The 630-nt window shown below is 50.6% G+C and carries 1 protein-coding gene; it reads left to right on the forward strand.

All coding sequences use genetic code 11. The features are described from left to right. On the forward strand, positions 1 to 630 hold a 630-nt coding region (locus NW838_RS09390), incomplete at both ends, for a DUF4070 domain-containing protein (RefSeq protein WP_414427924.1).

A 630-nucleotide genomic window follows, 5' to 3' on the forward strand; every position in this document is an offset into this window, starting at 1 on the left:
TCATCTCTCTTTACGGACGCAAGCCGAGAACCAAAGAGCCAAGTCAAATGCTAGCTGAGCTACAGGCCCTCTATGACTTGGGCTGGCGGGGTTCGGTATTTGTAGTGGATGACAATTTTATCGGCAATCAGCGCAACGTCAAGCGATTTTTGCGAGAGCTGATCCCTTGGAGCCAGGAGCGCAATTACCCATTTACCTTTATGACAGAGGCTTCGGTTAACCTGGCCGAAGATGAAGAACTGATGAGGTTAATGGTAGAGGCGGGTTTCTATGCTGTCTTTTTGGGCATTGAGACTCCAGACCAAGACAGCTTACAGATGACCCAAAAGCTCCAGAATACCCGCCACCCTTTGGTGGAGGCCTGTCGCAAGATCAACGATGCTGGACTGCTGATCTATGCTGGGTTTATTCTGGGCTTTGATGGAGAGCGGCCAGGAGCAGGGGAGCGCATTCAGGCTTTTGTCGAGCAAACCGGTATTCCTCAGCCAATGCTGGGCATTTTACAGGCTTTGCCAAACACACAGCTCTGGAATCGCTTGAAGAAAGAGGAACGGTTGCTGGAAGGGATCGGCGTGACTGAGTTCGGCGATCAAAATACGCTGATGAATTTCATTCCCACCCGTTCTCTAT

Source organism: Synechococcus sp. R55.2, assembly GCF_047462075.1.
Lineage (GTDB): Bacteria > Cyanobacteriota > Cyanobacteriia > Thermostichales > Thermostichaceae > Thermostichus.